The sequence below is a fragment of the Bradyrhizobium sp. SZCCT0153 genome (assembly GCF_018129995.1).
Lineage (GTDB): Bacteria > Pseudomonadota > Alphaproteobacteria > Rhizobiales > Xanthobacteraceae > Bradyrhizobium > Bradyrhizobium japonicum_G.
The window spans coordinates 245,865-271,464 of the sequence record NZ_JAFCKS010000003.1; the positions used below are offsets into that span (position 1 = coordinate 245,865).

Genomic DNA, 25,600 nt, shown 5'->3' on the forward strand with positions numbered 1-25,600 from the left:
ACGCCACGCTTTGCCGACCGTACGAGATTCGCGCCTGCCACCACATCGTCACTGCGAGCGCAGCGAGGCAATGCAGAATCTTTCCGTGGTGGCAGTCTGGCTTGCTTCGTCGCAAGGGCTCCCCGCAATGACGGCGGACAGCCTTTCTACACCGCGATCTGCCGCGACGCCGCCAGCCCGGCCAGCGCCTCCTCCAGCTTCTCGCGATCGAGCGGCTTGATCAGGAATCCGTTCATGCCCGCCTCGAAGCAGGCGTAGCGATCCTCCACCAGCGTATTGGCGGTGAGCGCCAGGATCGGCGTGTGGGGGCCACCCTTGGCTGCCTCATGCGTGCGGATGCGTTTTGTCGCCTCGATGCCGTCGAGCTGCGGCATCTGGATGTCCATCAGGACCAGATCATAGGGCGTGCCGGCCGATGATGCCGCAAGCCAGGATTCCAGCGCGTCCTCGCCATGGACGGCGATGACGACGCGGTGGCCGAGTTTCGTCAGCAGCGAGCGCATCAACAGCGCGTTGATCTCGTTGTCCTCGGCGACGAGGACCGAAAAGCCCTTCGCCGGTGCCGCGCCGGTGGATTGGGCCGGTGGCTCCGGCGCCAGATCGGGCGAGGCGACCTCCGGCGTCAGCGCGAGGCGTGCGGCCAGCGAGGCCGCGCGCAGCGGCTTCACCAGGAAGCCGGTGAAGGCCGGCGAAATTTTCTCGTGACGCGAGCCCGACGTCAGCAGCACGAGGCGTTGCATCGCATGCGCCCGGGCGGCCTCGCCGAGGCGGTCGGCGATGGCAGCGCCGAGCGCACGGTCGATCAGCACCGAATGCCACGAGCGTTCCGGCAGCAGCGCTTCGGCCACCGCCGCGTCCGCCACCATGCAGGTCTGGCCACCCCAGCGCTCCAGCCGCCGCGCGATCAGCGAGGCCTCGATGCCGTCGGCAATCAGCAGGATCGACTTGCCCGTGAGGTCGGGACTGGGGAACGCCGTCTGTTCCGCGCCGATCTGCGATGACGCCAGCGGCACCGCGACCTCGAAGGTCGCGCCCTTGCCCGGCTCGCTCGTGAGCGTGATGCGACCGCCCATGCGCTTGACGATCCGCTCGCTGATGGCAAGCCCGAGCCCCGTGCCGCCATAGGTGCGCGCGACGCGCTCGTCGGCCTGTTCGAATTCGCGGAAGATGCGCGACTGCGCCTCCGGCGCAATGCCGATGCCGGTGTCGCGCACCAGAAAGCAGATCTCGTTCGGCCAGATACCGGGTTCGACGATCAGCGCGACGCCGCCGCTCGCGGTGAACTTGATGGCATTGCCGGCGAGGTTGAGCAGCACCTGGCGCAGCCGCGCGGCATCGCCGACCACCTCGAGCGGCAGGCGCTCGTCGACATAGGCGGCGATCTCCAGCTTCTTGGCCTGTGCGCGGGGCGCGAGCAGCTCGGTGATTTCCTCGATCAGGGCGGAGAGCGCGAAGGGACGCTGCTCGAGATCGAGCTTGCCGGCTTCGATCTTGGAATAGTCGAGCAACTCCTCGATCAGCGCCATCAGCGCTTCGCCGGAGGTCTTCACGGCCCTGGCGTAGGTCGCCTGCTCCGGCGTCAGCGTGGTGTCGAGCAGGAGCCCGCCCATGCCGATGATGCCGTTGAGCGGGGTGCGGATCTCGTGCGACGCCATCGCCAGGAAGCGCGATTTGGCGCGGTTGGCGGCGTCGGCCTGGTCGCGCGCGTCGGACAGCGCGCGCTCGGTCTCGGTGCGGTCGGTGACGTCGCGTCCGACGCTCTGCAATTCGGCGGGCTGGCCGGCGTCGAGCCGGACATAGCCTTCGCGCCAGGCGATCCAGCGCGCGCCGAGCGGGGTTGTGATCTTCTGGTCGTGAATACGCGTGCCGTTGCTCTCGCGGGCGCTGTCGCCCTGCTCCAGCACGTCGAAGTCGAAGCGCGTGCCGACCAGCGCGCCGCGCGCCTGCCCCGCGAGTGCGCAATAGGCGTCGTTGGCAAAGGTGACGCGGCCCTGACGATCGCGCAGTACGATCAAATCGCCCTGCTGCTCGAACAGGCTGCGCGCGCGCTCTTCGGCTTCCTTCAGTTCCCAATTGCGGTCGATCAGCGCCTCGTTGTGAGCGGCGAGCGAGCGCATCCGCTTGTTGACGAAGCGCAGCCGCATGCTGAGCGTGGCAAGGCCGAGGCAGGCGAGCGCGAACAGGAAGCTCGCGCCGATCGCAAAGGTGTTGGGATCATAGCCGGAATTCTCGGACCGGCTGCCGGAGACGAAACCATAGGCGCCGCCGAACGTCGCCGAGAAGATCATGAAGGAGCGAATCGCGAAGGCTATGCGGGGATGCTGCCGCCTGAAGCGGCGCATGCGCACCTTGATCCGGAACGTCCGACCCATCGCTACCGACCCCGACTCTTTTGCGAAATTCCGCCACCGCCGCCTGCGACGATGTCGCCTCGACCTTGCGAACAGTTTGAGGCTTCGCCGCTGCCTCCAAACAGGGTTGACGAGGTGTTAATGCGTCAGAGCGAGGCGGCCTGCAGCGGGAGAGGGCGGTGGCCGCCGCGAGCACCGACGATCAGGGCCGCGGCCTCGCGCTGCGAGAACGTCTTCGAGCGCACATAGATGCGGTAATCCGCCGGTCCCTCGGTGGAGAGATAGATCACCTGGCCGCCGTCGACGGGCTGCGCGGCAATCGAGATGAGGCGGGTCGAAGGATTGGCCTGGCAGGACTCCGATTCCGAACCGGGCCCGTCGTCGACGACGGCGAAGTCCGCCGCGTCCGCATCGTCGGTGATCTGGACCCGCACCGTGGCCCGCGCGGGGTCTTCGGTGAAGGCGACATGCATGCCGGCGGTCCAGAACAGCGACGTCAGCTCGACCGAAGTTTCGCCCAGGGCGATGCAGGGATGCGAGACCGATCCGGTCTCACTGCGTGCGAACACTACGGCCGCCAACAGGGGAATGACCGAGGCCAGGACCTTGAAACGCAACATGACACGCTACTCGCCGGGCCCTGTACGGGAACTGATGGGCCTTATGGTTTGCAGAGCGTAAAGGAAACTCGTTACCGCCGGGTTGACGCGCGCGGCCTTCAGGCCATCTGGCGCACATCCTCCGCGAGTGCGCGGTAGGACAGCGCCTCGGCCAGATGCAGCCGGCCGATCTTCTCGCTGCCGTCGAGGTCGGCGAGCGTGCGCGCCACCCGCAGCACGCGGTGATAGCCGCGCGCCGACAGCCGCATGGTCTCGGCGGCATCGCGCAGCAGCTTCTGGCCCTGTGCGTCCGGCTTGGCGATCTGTTCCAGCACGGAGGCCGGTGCTTCCGCATTGGTGCGAACACGCGGCAGGCCCGCATCCGCATAACGCGCGATCTGGATGTCGCGCGCCGCCGCGACGCGCGCGGCGACTTCGGCCGAGCCTTCGGCCGGCGGCGGCAGGATCAGATCGGCTGCGGTGACCGCGGGAACCTCGATGCGCAGGTCGATGCGATCCATCAGCGGCCCCGAGATGCGCGCCTGGTAATCGCCGGTGCAGCGGTCGATGCGGCCGCGCTTGCAGGCATAGCCGGGTTCGAACGCATTGCCGCAGCGGCAGGGATTCATCGCGGCGACGAGCATGAAGCGGGCAGGGTAGGTGACGCGGTGATTGGCGCGCGACACCGAGACCTCGCCGTTCTCCAGCGGCTGGCGCAGCGAATCCAGCACGCGCGGGTCGAACTCGGGCAGCTCGTCGAGGAACAGCACGCCCTGATGCGCGAGCGAGATCTCGCCGGGCCTTGCGCGCATGCCGCCGCCGGTGAGCGCGGCCATGCTGGCGGAATGATGCGGCGAGCGGAACGGACGCCGTGCCGTCAGCGCGCCGCCTTCGATCTCGCCGGCAACGGAGGCGATCATCGAGACCTCGAGCAGCTCGCCCGGCGACAGCGGCGGCAGGATCGAGGGCAGCCGCGCCGCCAGCATCGATTTGCCGGCGCCGGGCGCGCCGATCATCAGCAGATGATGTCCGCCGGCGGCCGCGATCTCCAATGCGCGCTTGGCGCTCTCCTGGCCCTTGATGTCGCGCAGGTCGAGCGGCGAGGCCGCGGCTTCGTGCACCTTCGGAACAGGCCGCGACAGCACTTGCGTGCCCTTGAAATGGTTGGCGATCTGGATGAGTGAGCTTGCAGCGACGATCTGGATGTCCGGGCTCGCCCACGCCGCTTCCGAGCCGCAGCATGCCGGGCAGATCAGCCCCTCCTCGCGCACATTGGCGCCGATCGCGGCGGGAAGAACGCCGGCCACCGGCGCGATCGATCCGTCGAGGCCGAGCTCGCCCAGAACGGTGAAGCCGGTCAGCGCGTCCGGCGGGATAGCGCCAATTGCCGCCATCAGCCCGAGCGCGATCGGCAGGTCGTAATGGCTGCCTTCCTTGGGCAGATCGGCCGGCGCCAGATTGACGGTGATCCGCCGGGCCGGCAGCGCCAGCCCCGAGGCGATCAGCGCCGAGCGGACCCGCTCGCGGGCCTCGGACACCGCCTTGTCCGGCAGGCCGACGATGGCCATTGCAGAGTGTGAATGCCAACACTATACGACAGCATCACACGGAGATTGCAATGGAATTGCGGAACTACGTCACCCTCGCAGCCCTTCGGAGCACCGTTAGGCTCGCATGGACCATAGCACCGGCAGCGCGGGCATTGGGAGCCCTTGGGGAACGTCTGGAGCAGGCGCTGGACGCTCAGGCGCACCGGAGCGGGGTGGACATGACCGACGTGCCGGAGCCCCTGATTGCCGACGCCACGGCTTGAGACAGTCCCATGGATGCCCCTGTGCGCTCCGAGGCCCTGACCAAGGCCTACTCCTACGTCCGCTTCTCGACACCATCGCAAGCCGCTGGCGCCAGCCTCCAGCGACAGACCGATAAGGCGAAGAAGTATGCCCTTGAGCATGGGCTTACGCTCGATACCGAGCTGAACATGATGGACCTCGGTGTCTCAGCCTACCGGGGAAAGAACGCGCACACAGGGGGCACTCGGGGGGTTCCTCAAGGCTGTCGATGCTGGATACGTCCAGCGTGGCAACTACCTACTGATTGAGAACATGGACCGGCTCTCACGCGCCGACATCCTCACGGCGCAGGGGCTGTTCCTCCAGTTGGTTGGTAGTGGCATCAACCTTGTGACGCTCACTAACGGTGAAGCCTACTCAGCCGAGCGCCTCCAACGGGAGCCCGAGGCCATCCTGTTGGTCGTGCTGGAGTTGATCAGGGCGAACAAGGAGAGCGTGCGCAAGGCACAACTGATTGGCGATGCGAAGGCGCGCAAGAAGAAGCGCCTCGTGGAGCACGGCCTTGAGGGCAAACCTTACACCCGACAGACGCCCGCATGGATCACGTGGCGTGAGGACGAAAAGCGCTATGAGCTGATCAAGGAGCGCGCTGACATCGTGCGAGAGATGTTCGACCGCATGGCGGCAGGCGATGGGCTCACCCGCATAGCCCGAGACCTCAACCAGCGCGGTGTTCCGACGTGGGGCCGTAGCGGCAACCAGAGGACGGCCGACCACTGGAGAACCAGCTACATCCGCAAGGTTCTCACCAGCACCGCGCCCATCGGCACCTTCACGCCGCACACCACGACCCATGACGAGACCACGAGGGCACGCAGAGACGAGCCTGTGGAGGCCGTGGGGGGCATGTTCCCTGCGGCGGTGGACGCAGACACGTATTGGAAGGTGCGGCGAAAGCTGAGCACCACAGCGGCCCGTGGCCGGAACGCCAAACAGCCACCGAAGTCCATCGTGTCAGGTATCGTGTTCTGCGCGACATGCGGACATGCGGTCACAAGGGTGGCCAAAGGGGACTACGTCTATCTCCTGTGCTCCAGAGCAAACATGCGGGCGACGGAGCACCCTTATCAGGCGGTTCGGTATGACACGGTCGAAAAGGCACTGAGAGAGAACGCACACCGTCTCGTCAAAGAAGCGCCACGAGGCAAGAGCACCTCCGCGTTGGAGAAGGAGATAGATGCACTGCAGGCCAATGCCAACCAAGTGGAACAGTGGGTGTTCGACTTGGCCGACCTCGCCGCACGCGACAGAAGCCCCGCAGCGAGCCGCAGACTTGGGAACGCTGAGCGAGAGTTGAAGAACGTCCAAAGGCAACTACGGGAGCTGAGGGCCAAGAGAGAGACGATCACAACGGCCAGTGTGAAGGACCGGCTCAAGGCCGTGGAACATGCGCTCACCGGCAAAGACGATGTGGCGGCTGTTAACGAAGTGTTGAGGGACGCCATTAGGCGCGTAGTGCTCGACCCACAGCAAGGGCACCTCTGGGTCCGGTGGCACCACTCCGACGAGGTGCAGGACATTCTTTGTGTCACGCGGCACATGGATTTCACGGAGATGAGAGAGACGACGCCGCCGATGCACGCGCTGTTTCCTGAGAACACGAACACCGACCACCGCAAGCAAGAAGAACGATGAAGCACCAACTCAGCAAGATCACCCCTCTGGAAACCGCGAAGGCTCTCCATGTTGCCGAGAGCCAGCTTGAGAGACCGGAGGTCACCAACGGTGCCCCAGTGTATGTCCAGGTTCGGCCGCACGACATCGGGGAGCGCTTGGAGCTGTTTCAGCCACGGAGGCCCGGCTACGGTTTACGCGAGGTAGACACGGAGTACGTGAAGAGGCTCGCCACGCGCATCACAAGGAAGGGTGAGCTGGACCCTGTGTTGGTCGTGAAGCTCGCGGGCCGATGGGTCGTGGTCGATGGGCATCACCGTTTGGCCGCCTATCGGAAGCTCAAGCTCACCACGCCAATCAAGTGTGAATGGTTTGCAGGGACAGCGCGTGAAGCGATGGACGCAGCGCTACTGCGCAACGAGAAAATCCATCTTCCGGTGGAGCAAGCCGATAAAAGCGAGGCGGCTTGGACGCGGACATTGTTGGACTGGAACGGCAAGGGCTGGAACAGCAGCAAGGCCGACATCGTGAAGCTGACCGGCGCGAGCGATGGCACGGTGGCGCAGATGCGGCGCGTGGTGAAGTGGCACGCCAATTTCAAATCAGGGGTCGAGAAGCACCCTACCGGGGAGAAGCTCTCCACTGCGCTGGGGCCCGACCTGCGTAGGTTTTCTTGGAACAAGGTCAAGACCGTGCTCTTGGACATCACTCCCCGGGAGTGGGACATGAACGAGGAGGCGGCCAAGCTCGCTCGCAATCTCGTCATGCGGATGACCACCAAGCTCTCCGACGACCCCGAGGTGACCGCGCGGGCCCTGTGGCTCTACAACCGGCACCTCTGCCCAATGCTTGTGGAGGCCTTACAAGCGGTCATGAGGAGCGAACAAGAAGCCGAAAGGGACCTTGAGGATCAGGAGGCCTATGGGCGGCTTGGGGGTGATGATTGATGATCATTCCCCCGAGCTTCCACCGGGGAGCACAGGGAAACGCGCCTATCCCGCGGGGGTGCACGTAGGACATGCGGAGGTATGCAATTGCATAGGTGGAAAGCGAGGCAAAAGCACTAATTCTAATGTGTTTACAATAGCTTGACGAAAAAACGGAGCCTACAAGGAGGCCCCCATTGTTTATAACCGGCAGAGGCGCAGTACCCTCCGCGCGAAAGTCCGAGCCGATAAGTTTATGACTATGAGGGAGCCAAGGGGCGATAAGTCATAAACCGGGTACCGGCCGCCCCCCTTGGAAGCAAGGTCGCCTCGTCGTGGGTCCGGTGACACATAGGGCCCCAAAACACCGAAAGCCCGTATCCCTGTTGAATGGTTCTCCCGTCCGTCTACAATCGCTGCGGGTAGGGGAGAAGAAGCATGAAGCAGCGCGTGTTGGTCTGGGACGAACCTGTGGAAATCGACGTCTACCAGAAGTCCAAAACCGTCTGGATTGCGACGGGTTCGTACAAGGGCAAGCATCACGAGGTCAAACGGTCCACACCCGGCGCTGCGGCGAAGGGATGGGCGGATGCTGCAAGGTATCATAGCAATTGATGCGCGCGATTTTGGTTTTCATTCTTGCATCGCTCGGCGCGACAGACGCATCGGCAGAGAACGTGAAGGTGTTTGGAATTCGGGCAGGGGCCCTCTCGGCAACTCCCGGCGCCTTCATCCCCACCGGGACCGACTTGGCATGCTACGCTTTACAAGGCGGCCAATGTTGGGACGGCAAACGTTGGAAAGCGTTGTTTCCTGCAGGCGAGCGCAAGTACGCAAAACCGACCGCTGCACAAGTGGCGTGTGCCATCATCATTGAGCCGGAGAACGATTGCTGGACCGGCTTCGAGTGGTATCACCTTCCATCCGGTCGCCTTTTTGGAATGACCGGTGGTGTTCTCTCGCCGCACCCCGGAGCGTTCATCACCGCACCTCTGCGGTGAGCTTGGTGGCGGCCAGCCCCTTTATGTCGAGTAGCTTGAACTTAGGGGGTGGGGTTCGATCAAAAAGGGGCCCGGTAACGTAGATGGGACCCAAACGTGGAGCAGACAATGACAGCGACGGTTGTCGTGATGGCGGTGTTCTGCGCCGCGATGTACGGCCTCTTCAACAAGTACGTCAACCACACGCGCGCTCTCTGTGACCTGATGATCTGGACCTTGCTGGATGAACACGTCCATCGAGCGCGACGAGACGACATGCTTGATGAAATTCAAAAGCTACAAGCCAATTCGCCGAGCGAACTGAGAAACAAGGTGCAAGACCATCTCATCGAAACGGCGCAGCGGTTTAGCGGAAAAGAACCGCCATACACCGCCGAACATCAGCTATGGAAAAAGCGGAAACAGACCCGATGACGTGGTTTTGTTGTCATTGACAACCCGCCTTTGCGAAGGCCGGCAAGCCCGGTGCGACCTGCACCTGCACGTCGACCGCACGGGCCTCGATCCCCTCAAAAGCGACGGTGGAAACCCGCTGAACCATGCCCGAACCAGCCTGCCCTCTTGCACAATCGAGGGTAGCAGAGCGCGGGAGTGTCCGCAAGAACAATACGGGAACAGGTTTGGAGGCCCTAAAGCCCTAACCCATCGTAAACGCGGTGGAGACACTACGTCTCGAATGCGAACGACCCCACTCAGCACATCCCAACGAATGTCCGCTACTCCTTGGGGTGCGGGATGGGCCGTGGTCTAACGGGTGAACAATTCAAATGCTTGCAAATCGCCGGAGAAGCGAACGACGAGTGTGTACGCGGCTTGCCAAGATCCATTTTGGCGCGGGCTCGCTGCCGCGGGACTGCACGATCACGGATATTTCGGATGGTGGCGTGAAAGTGGTGGCCGAGTTTCTGGAAGTGCCGCCGCAATTCACCATCATCTTCGCGCCGGACTATTCCCGCCAGTGCCGCCTGCGCTGGCGCATCGGCTGCGAATTCGGTGCCGAATTCACCGACTAGGCTCGTAAAGGCCGCGGCCTTAACCGGACTTTAGCGTTAATCGGTAAGCATCTCTGATCAGTCGCCGAGTGATCAGAGTATGTCCAAGCGTTTGTCCGTTGCCTGTCCTACGGCGAGATATCTGTTTTCCGCGCTTCTGATCCTTGCCCTCGGCGGTTGCCAGACCACTGGCATCGAGGACATCACCGGCGCGCTCGGCGGCAAGTCGGAAACGGCCGACAGGGCCGACGCCAGGCCGGACATGAAGCCGGACATGGACGCATTGCGCGAGCGCTATCGCGCGAGGCCCGGCGACCCCAACACCGCGCTCGAATACGGCAAGGCCCTGCGCGCGACCGGACAGCGTGCGCAGGCGGTCGCGGTGCTGGAGCAGGCCGTGCTCGCCCATTCCAGCAACAAGGCGCTGCTCGCCGGCTATGGCCGCGCGCTCGCCGACAGCGGCAATTTCCAGCAGGCGTTCGATGTGCTGAGCCGCGCGCATACGCCCGAGGATCCCGACTGGCGCATCCTTTCGGCGCAAGGCGCGGCGCTCGATCAGCTCGGCCGCAACGACGAGGCGCAGCAATATTATGCGACTGCCTTGAAGATCGTGCCCGACGAGCCGCAGGTCCTGTCCAATCTCGGACTGTCCTACATGCTCCAGAACAATCTGCCGCGGGCCGAGGAAACCATGCGCCGCGCGCATGAGCGCAATCCCGCCGATTCCCGCGTGCGCGCCAATTTCGCGCTCGTGCTGGGACTGGAAGGAAAGCAGGCCGAGGCCGAGGCCATCGTAAAGGCCGACCTGCCGCCGGATCAGGCCGCGGCGAAAGTCGCGGCGCTGCGGCAGCTGGTGGCGAAGAAGCAGCAGCGGGCGGACAAGTAGCCGGCCGCGCCACGCGCGTCAGGACGCCTTGCGATGCGGGGCGGATGCGCGCCCCGACCTGGCCTTCAGCCTCTTGAGGAGCGGCCCGAGCAGCGAGCGCTTCGGCTTCTTCACCTCGCCGCGTCCGGCGAGGCGGTTGGCCATGTTCTGGAACAGCAGCGTGGTGCGGTGGCTCTTGGAGACCTCCGCGATCATCTGGCCGTTGTTGGCCGCGGCCGAGAACAGTTTCGAATCGAACGGGATCACTGCGATCGGCTGGCTCTCCATGGTCTTGGCGAATGCCTTGACCTCGATCTCCGCCCGCTTGGGCATGCCGACCTGGTTGATGCAGTACAGCGGCGGCCGGTCGTTCGGCCGCGCCGCCTTCAGCACGCTCAGCATGTTCTTGGTGTTGCGCAAATTGGCGAGGTCCGGCTCGGCCACGATCACGATGTCGTCCGCGTTGACCAGCGCGCGCCGGGTCCAGCCCGACCACTGGTGGGGAACGTCGAGCACGATGCAGGGCGTGGTCATGCGCAGCGTGTCGAACACCGCGTCGAAGGCCTCGGCGCCGAAATCGTAGACGCGGTCAAGGGTGGCGGGCGCAGCAAGGAGGCTGAGCCGCTCGGTGCATTTGGCGAGCAGGCGCTCCATCAGCGCCGTGTCCGGCCGGTCCTGCGACAGCACCGCGTTGGCGATGCCCTGCACCGGATCCTGGTTGTAGTCGAGGCTCGCGGTGCCGAAGGCGAGGTCGAGATCGATCACGACGGAATCGAGCGCGAGGTCACGGGCGATGGTCCAGGCCACATTGTGCGCGACGGTGGACGCACCGACGCCGCCCTTGGCGCCGACCACCGCGATGACGCGGCCGGTGATGATGGTTTCGGACGCCGAGAACAGGCTGCAGATCGAGCGGACGACGTCGAGCGTCTCGACCGGGCCCACAACATAGTCGTTGACGCCGCGGCGGACCAGCTCGCGATAGGGCGCGGTGTCGTTGGGATTGCCGATCACGACCACGCGGGTGCCGGGATCGCAGACGCCGGCGAGATCGTCGAGTCCCTCGAGGATGTCGCGCGTGCCGTCGGATTCGATCACGATGACATTCGGCGTCGGCATCGTTTCATAGACTTCGATCGCCGCGGCGAGACCACCGTCCTTGGCGGTGAGATGCGCCTTGGCGAGACGGCGATCCTGCCCGGCCGCGGTCACGGCGGCGAGCGTCTGCTCGGTTTCGCAAAACGCCTGTACGGAAATGCGAGGAACCGGCGCAATGTGTTCCTCGGGGTGCTGCGGATCGTCCGCCTCTTCGTCGTGGACGCTTGTCATCTGCCTGTGTCGCTGAGTTTGGCCTTGTCAGCCTCGGGGTTGGGAGTCGCGATCGGCGTGCCCTTGCGATAGCGTTCAAAGGCGATGTCGCGACGTGCGGTATAGGCCGGAGTTTCGGTCCGCGGCTGCTCGAGGTCGGCGGGGTTGTCGATCATCGCCGCGAGATTGCGCTGGCTGGCGCAGCCCAGATTGAAATACGGCCGGTTCTCGTTGTAGCCGGGGTCGAGGATGGAGGGGCCGACGTCTTCGGGCCATAGCCCGCAGGGGCCTGCGACCGCGGCGATGCGGGAATAGCTCAGGCGAATGGTGGGCAGCAGTCCGGGATCCTCGGGCCGATAGGGGTGCTGGACGATGGCGCGCGAGGGCACGCCGCCGGATGCGAGCACGGAACGGATTTCGTGATAGGTCGCAGCCGCCGCGCGCGAATTCGCGGTGTCGACCGGCACGTCGACCACGACCGAGCCGGTGCCTTCGCGCACCCAGTCCCGGGCAATGCCGGCGACGTCCGAGTGCTGCGCGGCCGAGAGGCCGCCGCGAGCCTTGCCGACGAAGATCACGATCGACTTCTTGGCTTCCTGCACCGCGATCGGGTGGCGCTGGCGATAGTCGGTCGGCACCGTCTGGGTGACGATCTCGCCGGTGGTGTTGCAGGCGCCGAGCACGACGGAGAGCCCCGTCAGTGCCAGCGCGATGCTCAGATTGCGACGTCGATCGGCCATGGTCTTCGTCATCGCCTCATCCCCCTCTTGCCCCGTCTCTTGCCCCGCATTTTGCCCCATTCCCCGAAGCCGTCCGCTCGTCTCAGTCGATGATGAAGCCGAAATCACCGGGCGTGCCGGCGATGGGATCGACGCGGCGCGCGATGCCATAGAGGCGGTTCATGCGGCCGAGCAGCGCCGTCTGTGCATCCGAGGCCGGCGCGAAGCCGTCGTCGGGCCGGGACAATTCCTTCTGCGCGACCGCGCGCACCACATAGGGCGTCACGATCACCATCAACTCGGTCTCGTTGTTGACGAAGTCCTGGCTCCGGAACAGCGCGCCGAGGATCGGCACCTGATCGACGCCGGGCAGGCCGTTGATCGCCTGCTTGGTCTGCTGCTGGATCAGGCCGGCCATCGCCATCGAGCCGCCCGAGGGAATCTCGAGCGTGGTCTCGGCGCGGCGGGTCTGGATCGAAGGGATGGTGATCGAGCTGGTCGAGCTGGCCGACACCGCCTGTGTCACGGAGATAGCGTTCTGATTCGACAGCTCCGAGACTTCGGTCATCACGCGCAGGCTGATGCGTCCCTCGCTCAACACGACCGGCGTGAAGCTCAGGGAGATGCCGAACTTTTTGTAGGTGATCTGGGTGGTACAGACGTGGGTGACCGGATCGCAGGAATAGCCCGCAGGGATCGGGAATTCGCCGCCGGCGATGAAGGTGGCGGACTCGCCGGAGATCGCCGTCAGGCTCGGCTCGGCCAGCGTTCGCATCACGCCGGCGCTCTCCATCGCGCGCATCGTGGCGCTGACCGTGGCAACGCCCTTGGCGAGGCCGGCGACGCCCAGCCCGTTGCTGCTGACGAGCGGGCCGCCGGAGACCGAGAACGGGTTGGAATTGTTGAAATTGACGACCGCGGTGCCGGCATTCAGGCTGGCGCTGAGATCGACGCCCAGCTGCTTGACGATGTCGCGGCGCACCTCGCCGACGACGACCTTGAGCATCACCTGATCGCGGCCGCGCACGACGATGTTGTTGACCACTTTCTCGGAGCCGCCGACGAGCTTTGCGGCGACGTCGCCCGCCTGCTGCGCCTCGACCGGGCTCGACACCGAGCCGGTCAGCATCACGCTGTCGCCCACGCCTTCAATCTGCACGCCCGGCAACGACTGGCGCAGCGCGGCTCGCATGCCGTTGAGGTCGCGCTTCACCGCGATGTCGTAGGCGGCGACCTGCTGGCCGTCGGCGGCGAAGAACACGACGTTGGTCTGGCCGACCTGACCGCCGATGATGTAGGCGCGCTGCGCCGAACGAATCACCGCGTTGGCGATCTTGGGATCGGCGACCAGCACGTCCTTGACCTCGCGCGGCAGGTCGATGACGATGGATTTGCCGACGCCGAGCGACAGGAAGCGCGTCTTCGCCGGCGCGATGGTCGCGACCGAGGCCACCTCGAGATCCGGCGCCTGCATCGGCGCCTGGTCGCCGACCGGCGCATCCGCGGCGTTCGCCAGGTGCGGGACTGCGACCAGCCCCAGCGTCAGCATCACCCCCGCCCAGAACGTGCGTGCGCCATTCCCCCGAATGCGCAGCGCCGTCCGATAGTCCCCATGTCTCATCTTGGGTATCCCCATCACTTCTGTGACGTCACTTGCCGTGTCTGGACGCCGTAGCGGATCACGTTGACCCCTCCGGAACGCTTGGTTGCCGGGTCCTCGGGCATGCCGTCGGCGGCGTTGGCATCGACGATGCTCCGCAGCGCGAGCTGGAGCGTGCCGCCCTGGCGCGCGGCTGCGAGAGTTGCGACCTGGTCCGGCTTGAGCTCGAGCGTCACGGTCTTGCCGAGCACGGCGTTCTGGCCATCCTTCTCCTTCGGCGCCTGGTCGATCGCGAGCACGCGGATGTTGCTCAGGATGGCCTCGGACAGGATGAGGTCATTGCCGGCCGTCGGGCCGTTGGCGCCGTCGGGATTCTTCAGGCGGCGGGTCAGGACGATGTCGACGCGGTCGTTCGGCAGGATGAAGCCGCCGGCGCCGGTCTCGGCTGAAATCTCGGTGGAGACGGCGCGCATGCCCGACGGCAGGATCGCGGCCATGAAGCCGGAGCCTTCGGCCTTGACCAGCTTCTGCTCCCGGATCGGCTCGCCCTGCATCAACGGCACGCGTGCGATCGAGCCGGCGATCTGGCTCTGCGCCTCGGGCCTGGCGTCGCGGCGGATGAAGGCGCTGCTCGCTGTGGTCGACGGCCAGGTCTGCCAGAGCAGATCCTCGGCCTTCACGGCCTGGCCGAGCTGGATGTCGTTTTTCGCGACGAGAACCTCGACCGTCGGCAGCTTCTCGGCGACGGGAAGGGCGGGCGCGGGCTTGTTGTCGTAGCCGCTCGCCAGATACGCAGCGACGCCGCCGGCGCCGAGTGCGATGACGAGAACGACAATGCGTGCGGTGTTCATACGCTTCTACTCTTACGCGGGGCACTCGAACCGCACGTGGCGGGTTCCCCCGCGTCGATGAGTAGGGAGTAAAAGTATAAGGGGTGTTGCGAGGCCGGATGTGATCGCCCGTCACGATGCGGGTTCTGGGCAGATGGTGAATGCCGCGTTAGCCGGTCGGCCAGTGGCCCCGTATATTTACGAGCGGCGGCTCGTTCGTTCGCACGAGGCGCAGGGTGTCATGGTGAATGGGTGGTTAGTGATGCGCGCGGGCTGATGCCGCGCTGCTATGGCCGTGGGGCGGAAGCAACGTGCCACATCATGAGTGATCAGTGTCGTCCTGGCGAAGGCCAGGACCCATACCGCGTGATCTTTCGAGTGTAGAAGGCAGACTTACCAACGACGAATCTTCGCCAAGCCACGCCCAGTCGTTATGGCTCCCGGCCTTCGCCGGGAGGAGATTGGGGAGGTCGCGTGCGAGCGCCTACTTCGCCCGCTTCTGCTCGATCACGTCCCAGACCCTGGCCGCAACGTCAGGACCGCCGAGCCGCGCGATGGCGCGGATGCCGGTGGGCGAGGTCACGTTGATCTCGGTGAGGTTGCCGTTGATGACGTCGATGCCGACGAACAGCAGGCCGCGCTCGCGCAGTGCCGGGCCGACGGTGGCGCAGATCTCGCGCTCGCGCGGCGTGAGCTCGGTTTCCTGCGCGGCGCCACCGCGCACCATGTTGGAGCGGAGGTCGTCCGCAGCGGGCACGCGGTTGACCGCGCCGGCGAATTCGCCGTTGACGAGGATGATGCGCTTGTCGCCGTGCTTCACCTCGGGGATGAACTGCTGGATCACCCAGGCTTCCTTGAACGTCACCGAGAACATGTCGAACAGCGAGCCGAAATTCATGTCCTGCGGCATCACGCGGAACACCGCCGCGCCGCCATGGCCGTGCAGCGGCTTCATCACGACGGCGCCGTGCTTGTCGCGAAAGGCGTTGATCTCGTCGAGATCGCGCGAGATCAGGGTCGGCGGCATCAGCTGCGGAAAGTTCATCACGAACAGTTTTTCCGGCGCGTTGCGCACCGAGGCGGGGTCGTTGACGACCAGCGTCTTCGGGTGGATGCGTTCGAGCAGATGCGTCGAGGTGATGTAGGCGAGGTCGAACGGCGGATCCTGGCGCAGCAGCACCACGTCAAAGCCGTTGAGCGCCTCGCGTTTGGGCTCGCCCAGCGTGAAGTGATCGCCGGGCTCGTCGCGCACGGTCAGAAGCTGAACGGGAGCGACGATCTCCTCGCCGACCATCGAGAGCTTGTCGGGCGTGTAATAGGACAGGCCGTGGCCCCGCTTCTGCGCCTCCAGGAGCAGCGCAAAGGTGGAATCGCCCTTGATGTTGATGCGGGCGATGGGGTCCATCTGGACGGCGACGTTCAGTTTCATGGTCTGCCTTTCAGGTCGAGGCGTCGAATGCCGCCAACACATGGCGTGGAAGTGAGCGCGGCGCAATCAGCATGGCGTCGAATCGCAGTTCGAATTCGGCATGCTCGGGATGCGCTGCGAGCCAGCCTTGCGCGGCGTCGATGATGCGCTGCTGCTGGCGCGGGGTCACCGCGAAGGCGGCGTCGTCCAGCGTCGCGCGCGCCTTGACCTCGACGAAGGCGATCAGGTTGCGGCGGCGGGCCACGATGTCGATCTCGCCATGCGGCGTGCGGTAGCGCTTGGCGAGGATGCGATAGCCCTTGGCCATGAGATAGGCGGCGGCGCGACTCTCCGCGGAGATGCCGGTACGGAACGCGGCGACGCGCTCGGGCGAGGCGACCTTCGGTTCCGCCGGGACCTCAGTCTTCGCCATCGCCGCCCCGCAGGTCTTTGGCGAGCTCGAGCGCGCGGGCATAGACCTCGCGGCGCGGCCGGCCCGACAGCGCAACCGCATGGGCCACGGCGTCCTTGACGCTGTGCGCGGCCAGCTGCTCGCGCAGGACATCGTCCAGCGCGTCCGATGTCAGCATTTCGGAATCCGCCGCAGGCGGGGCGATCACCAGAACGAATTCCCCGCGCGTCTCCAGCGTGTCGGCGTCGCGTGCAAGATCATGCAGCGTCGCGCGCGAAATCTGCTCGTGCAGTTTCGTCAGCTCACGGCAGATCGCGGCCTCGCGGCTGCCCATGATCCCGGCGAGCTCGGCGAGCGTGTCCTGCACGCGGTTGCCGGATTCGAACATCACCAGCGTCGCATCGATGCGGGCGAGCTCCGTCAGGCGCGACCGCCGCGCGGCCGATTTCGCCGGCAAAAAGCCTTCGAAGAAGAAGCGGTCGGTCGGCAGCGCTGCGACCGAGAGCGCCGCCAGCACCGAGGACGGGCCGGGCAGCGCGTAGACCGCATGGCCGGCGGCGCAGACCTCGCGCACCAGCTTGAAGCCGGGATCGGAGATCAGCGGGGTGCCGGCGTCCGACACCAGCGCGACGGAACCGCCTGCCGCAAGCGCCTCCAGGATCTTTGGACGGGCCGCTTCCGCGTTGTGCTCGTGATACTGCTTGAGCTGCGCCGTGATGGCGTAGCGCTCGGTCAGGCGCCGGGTGATGCGGGTGTCCTCGCAGGCGATGACGTCGACGCCGGCGAGGGTCTGAAGCGCGCGCAGCGTGATGTCGCCGAGATTGCCGATGGGGGTCGCGACCAGGTGCAGGCCCGGCGCGGCCTTCGGGGCGGCAAGCCGATGGGCGTCGATGGAGAAACCGCGCGAGGCGGCGTCCGTAGACTCAGGTGTATTTATCGGGGCCGGCTTTGCGCGCATAATGAAACGAACTTAGGCATGATCCCCGAGGCTGGGAACCGGTCCTCCGAAAAAGATCGCGGCGAGGCCAGGGCGAGGCAAGGACTGAGGAAGGACTGGAATGTGATCCATTCGGCATCACATTCCAGAGGGAATGAAGCGTCAGCGCCATATTCGCGGCGGAAACGCCGCCTTGATGCTGGGTGACGGACGGTGGACAGCTAGCCAGGACTTGCGGTGGGGCCGCGTTAAGCGGTTATTATCCTTTTGTTTTAGTTAACTATTTGCCGACAATATGCCTGAATCCACGGCTTGTGTCGTGGAAAGAATGTTGTGACCGGCTGGCGACGGCCGGTCGGAAGAGAAGCTGCGATGCCGGGCCCGCGTGATCCAAAGTCTCCCATTCAGGGGCCCCGATTGTCGGGAGCGACCCGGCGCAGCGCGCTCGGCCTGTTGCTCGGCGCGCCCGTGCTGTCGGCCTGCGCCGGCGTGCAGCAGAGCCTGAGCCAGTTCTCCAGCCCGTTCAGCAGCTCCTCGGCGCCGGCCCAGCCGGCTGGCCCGCCGCAACAGGCCACGACCGCCGGCACCGGCGGGGTGAAGGTCGGGGTGATCCTGCCGCTCTCGGCCGCCGGCAATGCCGGCCTTGCCGCGCAATCGATGCGCAATGCCGCCGAGATGGCACTGGCCGAGTTCCAGAATCCGAACATCCAGCTCCTGATCAAGGACGACAATGGCAGCCCGCAGGGCGCCCAGGCCGGCGCGCAGCAGGCGGTCGACGAAGGCGCCGAGATCATCCTGGGGCCGCTGTTCGCGCAATCGGTGCCTGCGGTCGCGCAGGTCGCGCGCACGCGCGGCATTTCCGTGATTGCGTTCTCGACCGATTCCAGCATCGCCGGCCGCGGCGTCTATCTGCTCTCTTTCCTGCCGGAGTCCGACGTCAATCGCATCGTCGAATATTCCGCCAGCATCGGAAAGCGCTCCGTTGCCGTGCTGGTGCCCGACAATGCCTATGGCAATGTCGTCGAGGCCGCGGTGAAGGCGGCGGTGCCGCGGCGGGGCGGGCGCATCGTCGCGTTCGAGAAATACGGCGCCGATCGCGCCACGCCGGCGCGCACCGTGGCGCAGCAGCTCGGCAGTGCGGACGCACTTTTCATTGCCGATGACGGCGATGCCGTCGTCACAGTGGCCGACGCGATGACCGCGGCGGGCGCGAATTTGCGCAACATCCAGCTGCTCGGGACCGGCCTGTGGGACAGCCCGCGGGTCTATGCGAGCCCGAGCTTGCAAGGCGGCCTCTACGCCGCGCCGGACCCGGCCGGCTTCCGCGCCTTCTCCGGCCGTTATCGCACCAAATACGGCGCCGAGCCGATCCGCACGGCAACGCTCGCCTATGACGCCGTCGCCCTCGTCGCCGCGCTCGCGCGCACGCAAGGCACCACGCGCTTCTCGTCCGACGTGCTCACCAACCCTTCCGGCTTTGCCGGCATCGACGGCCTGTTCCGGTTCCGCGCCGACGGCACCAACGAGCGCGGGCTCGCGGTAATGAAGGTGACGAACGGTGGTGGTGTTGCGGTGGCAGGATCGCCGAAGAGTTTCGGGGCTTGATGGTTCACCTCTCCCGCTTGCGGGAGAGGTCGGCACGTAGCGCCGGGTGAGGGTTCTGTCCTCTGGGGGATTGTCCCGTTGCGGAGACACCCTCTCCCCAACCCTCTCCCGCAAGCGGGCGAGGGAGCGCACCGCCGATCTGGCTCAAATTTACGCCGCCAGATCCGCGACCACCGCATCCAGCACCGGAAAACCGCTGCTCGTTACGCGCAGGCGGCCCGTCGCATCCACGGTGATCGCGCCCTCTTCGCGCAGCAGCGCGATGCGCTTGGGATCGAGCGGGCGGCCGGAGAGCGCCCTGTAACGCTCGGGGTCGATGCCCTCGGCCAGCCGCAATCCCATCAGCAGGAATTCGTCGGCGCGCTCTTCGCTGTTGAGGAGGTCGTCGGTGACGTTTCCATGGCCGTTGGTCTCGACGCGCATCAGCCAGGCTTCCGGACGCTTCTCGGTGGCGGTGGCGTGCCTGATACCGTCGATATCGAGCCTTCCGTGCGCGCCGGGGCCGATGCCGGCGTATTCATCGCCGCGCCAATAGACCAGATTGTGCCGGCATTCGGCGCCGTGCCGCGCGTGATTTGAAATCTCGTAGGCGGGCAGGCCGAGCTTGTCGCAGGTCTCCTGCGTGACGTCGTAGAGCGCGCGCGCGACCGCTTCGTCCGGCGTCTTCAGCTTGCCGGCCTGGTGCAGGCCGAAGAACGGCGTGCCTTCCTCGATCGTGAGCTGATAGAGCGACAGGTGCTCGGCGGCCTCATCGATCGCGAGACGCAGCTCATCGGCCCACATCGCCGGGGTCTGGTCGGGGCGGGCGTAGATCAGGTCGAACGAATAGCGGTCGAACGAGCGGCGCGCGATCGCGACGGCATCGAGTGCCTCGCGTGCGCTGTGCATGCGGCCCAGCGCTTTCAGCGAGGCATCGTCGAGCGCCTGCACGCCGAGCGAGACGCGATTGACGCCGGCGCTGCGATAGCCGGCGAAGCGCGTGGCCTCGACGCTGGTGGGATTCGCTTCCAGCGTTACTTCGACGTCCTTCGCCACGCTCCAGTGCTTGCCGATGGCATCGAGCACGGCGCCGACGGTCGCGGGCTGCATCAGGGATGGTGTGCCGCCGCCGAGAAAGATCGAGGTGACCTCGCGGCCGGGTACGCGCTCGGCGGTCGCCGCGATCTCGCGCGCGAAGGCGGAAGCGAAGCGCGCCTCGTCGATCGCAGCATGGCGAACGTGGCTGTTGAAGTCGCAATAGGGGCATTTCGACAGGCAGAACGGCCAGTGCACGTAGACGCCGAAGGCTTCCTTAGCGTGGCTCAAGGCAGATCTCCGCCAGTTTCACGAAGGCACGGGCGCGGTGCGACAGGCCGAGGCCGAGCGGCGGCAGGCCATGCTTCTCGATGCTGATCATCTCGCCGAAGGTGCGGTTGTGACCGTCAGGCAAGAACATCGGATCGTAGCCGAAGCCGGCGGTGCCGCGCGGCGGCCAGACCAGCGTGCCGTCGACGCGCGCCTCGACCTCTTCGAGATGATCATCGGGCCATGCGACGCAGAGCGCGGAGACGAAATGCGCCTTGCGCTTGTCGGGCGTGGTGGCGCCGCGCTCCTGCAACAGGCGCTCGATCTGCGCCATCGCCGCGGCGAAATCCTTGGAGGGGCCGGCCCAGCGCGCGCTGTAGATGCCCGGCGCGCCGTCGAGTGCGTCGACCACGATGCCGGAATCGTCGGCGAAGGACGGAAGCTTGGTCGCCCGCGCCGCCGCGATCGCCTTGATCGCGGCGTTGCTGCGGAAATCATTGCCGGTTTCTTCCGGCTCGGGCAGGCCGAGCTCGCCGGCCGACACCGCCTCGATGCCGTAAGGCGCGAGCAGCTCCTTCATCTCGGCGAGCTTGCCGGGATTATGGGTCGCGATGACGAGCTGTCCGGTGATTCGGCGGTGCATGGGCCTATTGACTACGCGACAGCCAGTTTCTGCAAGTCCACGAGGCGTGCAATGCCCTTCTGGGCCAGTGCCATCAGCGCCAGGAACTCGTCCTGCGTGAACGGCTCGCGTTCCGCGGTGCCCTGCACCTCGATGATACGGCCGTCGCCGGTCATGACGAAATTGGCGTCAGTCTGCGCTTCCGAATCCTCGGCATAGTCGAGATCGAGCACCGGTGTGCCGTTGTAGATGCCGCAGGAGATCGCGGCGACGTTGTCGCGCAGCACCTTGGCCTTGATCATGTTGCGCGCTTTCATCCAGTTGATGCAGTCGGCGAGCGCGACCCAGGCACCGGTGATCGACGCCGTACGGGTGCCGCCGTCGGCCTGGAGCACGTCGCAATCGACCGTGATCTGGCGCTCGCCGAGCGCTTCGAGATCGACGATGGTGCGGAGCGAGCGGCCGATCAGGCGCTGGATCTCGACGGTGCGGCCGCTCTGCTTGCCGGCGGCAGCTTCGCGGCGGGTGCGTTCGGAGGTCGCGCGCGGCAGCATGCCATATTCGGCGGTGACCCAGCCGCGGCCCTGGCCTTTCAGCCATGGCGGCAGGCGGTCTTCCAGCGTGGCGGTGACCAGCACATGGGTGTCGCCGAATTTCACCAGGCAGGAGCCTTCCGCATATTTGACCACGCCGCGCTCCAGCGTCACGGGGCGCAATTCGTCGGGCGCACGGCGGCTTGGCCGCATGGGAAATCCTCCAAAACTCACGGGAAAGGCTGTTCGCGGTGCTTGTAGGTGGGGTGAGGGTGAGCGGCAAGGCCTTTTCGGTCCCCAGGCAAAGTCCAAAACCACGCTTGTCAGGGACCTCGCGGATGGACAGATTACAAGCACCTGACAGGAGTTGCCGTCTGTGGCCCATCACGATCCGATCCATCTGATCGCGCCGCGCGCAGGCCTTGCCCAGCTCAACGAGCGTTCCCGCGACATCTTTCGTCAAATTGTCGAAAGCTATCTGGCGACCGGAGAGCCCGTAGGTTCGCGCAATATCTCGCGCCTGATCGCCATGCCGCTGTCGCCGGCGTCGGTCCGCAACGTCATGGCCGACCTGGAACAGCTTGGCCTGATCTACGCGCCGCATACTTCCGCCGGCCGGCTGCCGACGGAACTCGGCCTGCGCTTCTTCGTCGATGCCCTGATGCAGGTCGGTGACCTCAATGACAGCGAACGGCAGACGATTCAGAGCCAGTTGACCTCCGTAGGCCACGCGCAATCGGTCGAGGCGGCGCTGGAGGAGGCGTTGACGCGGCTCTCCGGCCTGACCCGGGCTGCGGCCGTCGTGCTGACCCCGAAATCCAATGCGCGGCTCAAACATATCGAATTCGTCCGGCTGGAACCGGAAAAGGCACTGGTGATCCTGGTCGGCGAGGACGGGCAGGTTGAAAACCGCGTCTTGACGCTGCCGCCGGGAGTTCCATCTTCGGCGCTGACAGAAGCCGGCAACTTCCTCAATGCACGAATCCGGGGCCGGACCCTGGCCGAGGCGCGGCTCGAGCTCGAGACCGCGCTCGGAGAGGCGCGCACCGAGCTCGATCAGCTGACGCAGAAAGTGATCTCGGCCGGCATCGCCAACTGGTCCGGCGGCGACAACGAGGATCGTCAGCTCATCGTCCGCGGCCACGCCAATCTGCTCGAGGATCTGCATGCGCTGGAGGATCTCGAGCGCGTTCGCCTGCTGTTCGACGATCTCGAGACCAAGCGCGGCGTGATCGACCTGCTCGGCCGGGCCGAGACAGCGGAAGGCGTGCGGATCTTCATCGGCAGTGAGAACAAGCTGTTCTCGTTGTCGGGCTCGTCCACGATCATCTCGCCCTATCGGGATGCCGCCGGCCAAATTGTCGGTGTTTTGGGCGTGATCGGACCGACACGGCTGAATTATGCCCGCGTGATCCCGACCGTGGACTACGCCGCCCGCATCGTCAGCCGGCTTCTGGGCGGCTGACCGAAGTTCCCCCCGATCACGGGCGCTTGATTTTCGGCGCCCGAAGCACGATATCCGGGCCAGAAAACTCCTGAGACGAATGCGAAAAGAGAGCCGATGACCGATCGAGACCGGCAACCCGAAGACACGAGTGCTGCGGCCGGCGAGCCCGTGGTGTCAAAACCCTACATCATGCCCGACGATCCGGAGCCCGGCTCGGTCGAGACGTTGCAGAAGGAAGTCGCCGAGGCGCGCGACCGCATGCTGCGGACGCTGGCCGAGATGGAGAACCTGCGCAAGCGCACCACCAAGGAAGTCGCTGACGCCCGTCTCTACGGCATCACCGGCTTTGCCCGCGACGTGCTCGACATCGCCGACAATCTCCAGCGCGCGCTCGATGCCATTCCGGCCGAAACACGTGCCGCGGCCGATCCCGGCCTGACCTCGCTGATCGAGGGTGTCGAGCTCACCGAACGTTCGCTGCTCAACGCGCTGGAAAAGCACGGCGTGAAGAAGTTCGATCCCTCGGGCCAGAAGTTCGACCCGAACTTCCAGCAGGCGATGTTCGAGGTGCCCGACGCGTCGGTGCCTGCGGGCACCGTGGTGCAGGTCATGCAGGCCGGCTACACCATCGGCGAGCGCGTGCTGCGCCCCGCTTTGGTCGGCGTCGCCAAGGGCGGCGCGAAGGCCGCGCCCGCGGCCAACACCAACGAGCCAAACAGCGCGGCGAATTGATCGATCCTGATGGTGAGGAGGCGCGTCAGCGCCGTCCCGAACCATGCAGGCCGAGCTGCCGCAGCGGTGCCTTCATCCTTCGAGACGCGCGCGAAGAAGCGCGCTCCTCGGGGTGAGGGTCTTGCAGTTGTTCGCGTCGATTACGCGCCGACCGCGATGTCCGCGGACTGAATCCGCTTCACGCCGGCCTTGGCCATATCCGTCCAGGCCTTGGCCAGCGAGCCCTGCGTGTCGATGCCGCGGCAGGCGTCTTCCACCACATAGACCTCGAAGCCCGCCTTGCGCGCGTCGAGCGCGGTCCAGGCGACGCAGAAATCGGTCGCCAGCCCCGCGACGAAGACGCGCTTGATCTTGCGCGCCTTCAGATAGCCGGCAAGGCCGGTCGAGGTCTTGCCGTCGGCTTCGAGGAAGGCCGAATAGCTGTCGACGTCCTTGTGAAAACCCTTGCGGATGATCAGCTCGGCCTGCGGGATCGAGAGGTCCTTCGACAACGCGGCGCCGTCGGTGCCCTGCACGCAATGGTCGGGCCACAGCACCTGCTTGCCGTAGGGAAGATCGATGGTCTCGAACGGCTTCTTGCCCGAATGCACCGACGCAAACGAGACGTGGCCGGGTGTATGCCAGTCCTGCGTCATCACCACGTTCGCGAATGCCTTGGCTATCTTGTTGATGACCGGCACCACCTGCTCGCCTTCCTTCACTGCGAGGCTGCCGCCCGGCAGGAAGCAGTTTTGCACGTCGATCACGAGCAGCGCGGATGTCTCGTCCGGCTTGATCGATGCCGCTGCAAGAAGTGCGGTTGGCGCGAGGGTCGCCAGCGCCGTGGTCCCGAGCGCTGCCAAAATTTGTCGTCGATCAAGCATCGTTCGCCTCCCTCCAGGATGATCCAACGGAAGGGGGAGCCTAGTTCCGTTCGTACACGAACAGAAGCCCGAAAATGCAGGCGGTCCTGGCGAGTGGCCGGGCTTGTCGGCCCTAGGATTCTACCCCTTCGGCTGGATGCCGTCGCGCACGGCGCGGAAGCGGGTGAAGGCGGCCGGCCATTGGTCGCGCGGGGCGCTGGCGATGATGCGCAGCGAGGCGCCGCCGCCGCTGAAGCGGATCCATTGCACCACGGTCACCGCGGTCTTGTCCTTGCCGCTGATGCCGTCGATCCGGGTCTCGAAACCCTGCTGGCCATTGATGCGGATCGGCTCGGACATGGTGACGCGCGACTCGCGCAGGCCCGGAATCTGCAGCGCCGCCTCCTGGGCGAAGCGGGCACGGTCGTCGGCCTGCTGCGGGGTGGCGCCGATCAGGCCGAGGATCATGAACGGCTTCGACTCATAGCCCGTGGTCTCGTCGCCGTCGGCCAGGATGATGCTGCTGCCCGGCGCCAGCGTGCGGATGTCCTTGAAGTCGGCGAGATCGGTGATCTTGAACGGCATCAGCGCGATCTGCTCGTCGGCCGAGACTTGCTTGCGGGTGACGGTGCTCGCGAACATCTGCCGCACCGCCTCGTCGGTGTAGATCTTGGTCGCATTGTCCGGGATCTGCACCGCGACATAGCCGGAAAAGCCGGCGCCCGGCACGATCATCGAATAGCGCTTCACCGGGGTCTCGCCGGCCTTGCCGCTTTCGGTGGTGAAATAGGCAAGACCCGCGGGGGTCTCGATCTTGTCCTGCTTGACGCCATTGGCGCCGGCCGGATTGGAATTGAAGGCGCTCACGACCTCGCCATAGGCCGCCGGCGGCAGCTCGGTGATCAGCACCTTGACGTTGCCGTCCTCGCTTTCGAAGCCCGGGAAGGTCTTTGCCGTGCTCAGGCCGATCAGCGGCACCATGCCGAGGCGCAGGCCGGGCGGGAAGACCGCGTCGGCAGCCAGGGCCGGAAGCGCGGAGGCGACGAGGAGGGCGAGCGCGGCTAGGGGGCGGATCAGCGTCATGGGCACTCTGATTGGTTCACATTGAGGCCGTTCGATG

At 65.6% G+C, this 25,600-nt stretch carries 24 protein-coding genes and 2 pseudogenes; 10 read left to right on the plus strand and 16 right to left on the minus strand.

The genetic code is table 11. The features are described 5' to 3' along the window. Window positions 1-146: 146 nt before the first annotated feature. From JQ572_RS14875 to JQ572_RS14885, 3 genes and pseudogenes are all read right to left on the minus strand, one after another. Window positions 147-2,372, minus strand: coding sequence for an ATP-binding protein (locus JQ572_RS14875; RefSeq protein ID WP_211383784.1), 2,226 nt, complete (start codon window positions 2,370-2,372; stop codon window positions 147-149). Between the two features lie 125 nt (window positions 2,373-2,497). Then, complete coding sequence (locus JQ572_RS14880; protein WP_211383785.1) at window positions 2,498-2,971, minus strand: hypothetical protein; 474 nt, start codon at window positions 2,969-2,971, stop codon at window positions 2,498-2,500. A 98-nt stretch (window positions 2,972-3,069) separates the two neighbouring features. After that, window positions 3,070-4,521, minus strand: a pseudogene (locus JQ572_RS14885) (YifB family Mg chelatase-like AAA ATPase); the annotation flags it as partial. A 423-nt stretch (window positions 4,522-4,944) separates the two neighbouring features. Here JQ572_RS14885 and JQ572_RS14895 point away from each other — a divergent pair. The 5 genes from JQ572_RS14895 (at window position 4,945) to JQ572_RS14915 (ending at window position 8,758) form a co-directional block, all read left to right on the plus strand. Further along, window positions 4,945-6,438, plus strand: a complete 1,494-nt coding sequence (locus JQ572_RS14895) for a recombinase family protein (protein ID WP_349643097.1) — start codon at window positions 4,945-4,947, stop codon at window positions 6,436-6,438. Further along, the gene (locus JQ572_RS14900; protein ID WP_211383788.1) at window positions 6,435-7,364 is read left to right on the plus strand and encodes a ParB/RepB/Spo0J family partition protein; all 930 of its coding nucleotides are present in this window, start codon (window positions 6,435-6,437) and stop codon (window positions 7,362-7,364) included. Before JQ572_RS14895 ends, JQ572_RS14900 begins: the two co-directional genes overlap by 4 nt. Window positions 7,365-7,781: 417 nt before the next feature. Then, window positions 7,782-7,958, plus strand: coding sequence for a hypothetical protein (locus tag JQ572_RS14905; RefSeq protein ID WP_211383789.1), 177 nt, complete (start codon window positions 7,782-7,784; stop codon window positions 7,956-7,958). Beyond that, the gene (locus tag JQ572_RS14910; protein WP_211383790.1) at window positions 7,958-8,344 is read left to right on the plus strand and encodes a hypothetical protein; all 387 of its coding nucleotides are present in this window, start codon (window positions 7,958-7,960) and stop codon (window positions 8,342-8,344) included. The genes JQ572_RS14905 and JQ572_RS14910 overlap by 1 nt, the downstream gene beginning before the upstream one ends. A gap of 108 nt (window positions 8,345-8,452) precedes the next feature. After that, the gene (locus JQ572_RS14915) at window positions 8,453-8,758 is read left to right on the plus strand and encodes a hypothetical protein (protein WP_211383791.1); all 306 of its coding nucleotides are present in this window, start codon (window positions 8,453-8,455) and stop codon (window positions 8,756-8,758) included. Between the two features lie 22 nt (window positions 8,759-8,780). On the opposite strand, the pseudogene JQ572_RS35520 reads toward JQ572_RS14915, so the two are convergent. Continuing rightward, window positions 8,781-8,885, minus strand: a pseudogene (locus JQ572_RS35520) (ATP-binding protein); the annotation flags it as partial. Between the two features lie 226 nt (window positions 8,886-9,111). On the opposite strand from JQ572_RS35520, the gene JQ572_RS14920 reads away from it, so the two are divergent. Together JQ572_RS14920 and JQ572_RS14925 are read left to right on the plus strand one after the other, a co-directional pair. Continuing rightward, the gene (locus tag JQ572_RS14920; RefSeq protein WP_027534981.1) at window positions 9,112-9,357 is read left to right on the plus strand and encodes a PilZ domain-containing protein; all 246 of its coding nucleotides are present in this window, start codon (window positions 9,112-9,114) and stop codon (window positions 9,355-9,357) included. Window positions 9,358-9,436: 79 nt separating this feature from the next. After that, window positions 9,437-10,222: a tetratricopeptide repeat protein gene (locus JQ572_RS14925; protein ID WP_211383792.1), complete on the plus strand. Its 786-nt coding sequence runs from the start codon at window positions 9,437-9,439 to the stop codon at window positions 10,220-10,222. Window positions 10,223-10,240: 18 nt separating this feature from the next. On the opposite strand, the gene JQ572_RS14930 is transcribed toward JQ572_RS14925, so the two are convergent. From JQ572_RS14930 to rsmI, 7 genes are all read right to left on the minus strand, one after another. Beyond that, window positions 10,241-11,530 (minus strand): CpaE/TadZ family protein, encoded by a 1,290-nt coding sequence (locus tag JQ572_RS14930; RefSeq protein ID WP_211383793.1) that lies wholly within the window; start codon window positions 11,528-11,530, stop codon window positions 10,241-10,243. Continuing rightward, on the minus strand, window positions 11,527-12,261 hold the full coding sequence (locus JQ572_RS14935; RefSeq protein WP_211383794.1) for a CpaD family pilus assembly protein: 735 nt from the start codon (window positions 12,259-12,261) through the stop codon (window positions 11,527-11,529). Before JQ572_RS14935 ends, JQ572_RS14930 begins: the two co-directional genes overlap by 4 nt. Window positions 12,262-12,331: 70 nt before the next feature. Beyond that, complete coding sequence (locus JQ572_RS14940) at window positions 12,332-13,849, minus strand: type II and III secretion system protein family protein (protein ID WP_211383795.1); 1,518 nt, start codon at window positions 13,847-13,849, stop codon at window positions 12,332-12,334. Window positions 13,850-13,863: 14 nt separating this feature from the next. After that, window positions 13,864-14,679 carry a Flp pilus assembly protein CpaB gene (gene cpaB, locus JQ572_RS14945; RefSeq protein WP_211383796.1) on the minus strand — a complete coding sequence of 272 codons (816 nt, stop codon included), beginning with the start codon at window positions 14,677-14,679 and terminating at the stop codon, window positions 13,864-13,866. Window positions 14,680-15,142: 463 nt separating this feature from the next. Next, window positions 15,143-16,087, minus strand: coding sequence for a glutathione synthase (gshB, locus tag JQ572_RS14950; protein WP_211383797.1), 945 nt, complete (start codon window positions 16,085-16,087; stop codon window positions 15,143-15,145). A 10-nt stretch (window positions 16,088-16,097) separates the two neighbouring features. After that, complete coding sequence (locus JQ572_RS14955; RefSeq protein ID WP_211383798.1) at window positions 16,098-16,499, minus strand: YraN family protein; 402 nt, start codon at window positions 16,497-16,499, stop codon at window positions 16,098-16,100. After that, window positions 16,486-17,436 (minus strand): 16S rRNA (cytidine(1402)-2'-O)-methyltransferase, encoded by a 951-nt coding sequence (gene rsmI / locus JQ572_RS14960; protein ID WP_211383799.1) that lies wholly within the window; start codon window positions 17,434-17,436, stop codon window positions 16,486-16,488. The genes JQ572_RS14955 and rsmI overlap by 14 nt, the downstream gene beginning before the upstream one ends. Window positions 17,437-17,787: 351 nt before the next feature. On the opposite strand from rsmI, the gene JQ572_RS14965 reads away from it, so the two are divergent. Then, window positions 17,788-19,020: a penicillin-binding protein activator gene (locus JQ572_RS14965; RefSeq protein WP_211383800.1), complete on the plus strand. Its 1,233-nt coding sequence runs from the start codon at window positions 17,788-17,790 to the stop codon at window positions 19,018-19,020. Window positions 19,021-19,170: 150 nt separating this feature from the next. Here the strand turns inward: JQ572_RS14965 and hemW are convergent, their stop codons facing one another. The 3 genes from hemW to rph are packed head-to-tail and all read right to left on the minus strand — an operon-like array spanning window position 19,171 to window position 21,672. Beyond that, a complete protein-coding gene (gene hemW, locus JQ572_RS14970; protein WP_211383801.1) occupies window positions 19,171-20,325 on the minus strand; it encodes a radical SAM family heme chaperone HemW in 1,155 nt (384 codons plus the stop codon). Beyond that, window positions 20,312-20,947, minus strand: coding sequence for an RdgB/HAM1 family non-canonical purine NTP pyrophosphatase (gene rdgB / locus JQ572_RS14975; RefSeq protein ID WP_211383802.1), 636 nt, complete (start codon window positions 20,945-20,947; stop codon window positions 20,312-20,314). Before rdgB ends, hemW begins: the two co-directional genes overlap by 14 nt. Before the next feature lie 11 nt (window positions 20,948-20,958). Continuing rightward, on the minus strand, window positions 20,959-21,672 hold the full coding sequence (rph, locus tag JQ572_RS14980; RefSeq protein ID WP_211383803.1) for a ribonuclease PH: 714 nt from the start codon (window positions 21,670-21,672) through the stop codon (window positions 20,959-20,961). Window positions 21,673-21,835: 163 nt separating this feature from the next. Between rph and hrcA the strand changes: the two genes are divergently transcribed. Further along, entirely contained in the window at window positions 21,836-22,924 is a 1,089-nt protein-coding gene (gene hrcA, locus JQ572_RS14985; protein WP_211383804.1) for a heat-inducible transcriptional repressor HrcA, read from the plus strand. Between the two features lie 96 nt (window positions 22,925-23,020). After that, the gene (grpE, locus tag JQ572_RS14990) at window positions 23,021-23,638 is read left to right on the plus strand and encodes a nucleotide exchange factor GrpE (protein WP_211383805.1); all 618 of its coding nucleotides are present in this window, start codon (window positions 23,021-23,023) and stop codon (window positions 23,636-23,638) included. A 140-nt stretch (window positions 23,639-23,778) separates the two neighbouring features. Here the strand turns inward: grpE and pncA are convergent, their stop codons facing one another. Continuing rightward, on the minus strand, window positions 23,779-24,501 hold the full coding sequence (gene pncA / locus JQ572_RS14995) for a bifunctional nicotinamidase/pyrazinamidase (protein WP_211383806.1): 723 nt from the start codon (window positions 24,499-24,501) through the stop codon (window positions 23,779-23,781). A gap of 120 nt (window positions 24,502-24,621) precedes the next feature. Next, window positions 24,622-25,563 carry a hypothetical protein gene (locus JQ572_RS15000; protein ID WP_211383807.1) on the minus strand — a complete coding sequence of 314 codons (942 nt, stop codon included), beginning with the start codon at window positions 25,561-25,563 and terminating at the stop codon, window positions 24,622-24,624. Window positions 25,564-25,600: the final 37 nt, after the last annotated feature.